1 pseudogene is annotated in these 634 nt (G+C 39.0%); it reads right to left on the reverse strand.

The features are described 5' to 3' along the window. A pseudogene (locus ACNOHI_RS25045) lies at positions 1-633 on the reverse strand (LPS biosynthesis protein); the annotation flags it as partial. Position 634 lies beyond the last annotated feature (1 nt).

Here is a 634-nt window from a genome sequence, read left to right on the forward strand (position 1 = left end):
AGGAAACGTCTTTAATGGAATCTTTCCAAAACGCTGATGTATATCATTCACTAGCGTAGTATCTATACCAGCATAACCTCCCCACTCTTCTGGTTCTCTACAACACTCCGTAGAGATATTTGACCCTGTTATAACATGTTTAATCCTATATTTTCGTGCAAATTTGTATAAAGAGGAAAAAAATGCATAGTCTTGAGGTAGATCCTGGTCCGCAATCTGAGACTTCAAAAAAGCAACCTGCAGGTCTTTCATTTCCTCCCAATTAATCACCTCCGTATATAGATCCAAACCCAGCCCGTCCACTATTTTTTCAATATTACCAACCGCTTGTTGAGTATTCCAACCTGCGTCAACATGAAAGATCAAAGGTTTAAGTCCCATCTTTTCTTTTGCGATATAAGCAGCATAAGAGCTATCTAGCCCACCGCTCAGGCCAATAATGCAATCAAAGTCCTTCCCTTTACTTGCCCTCTTAATTTTCTCCGCAGTCTTCATTAACAGGGTTTCACCATATTGATCTGGATGCCAATTAGGAAGCATAACATTGCGAAAATTATGATAATAATCAGAAACGCCATCCTCATCAAATACTATATGAGGATCCGAGGTATCCATTATTGTTTTCGTGCATATT

Source organism: Noviherbaspirillum sp. ST9 (genome assembly GCF_048799745.1).
In the GTDB taxonomy this organism is placed as follows: domain Bacteria; phylum Pseudomonadota; class Gammaproteobacteria; order Burkholderiales; family Burkholderiaceae_D; genus Noviherbaspirillum.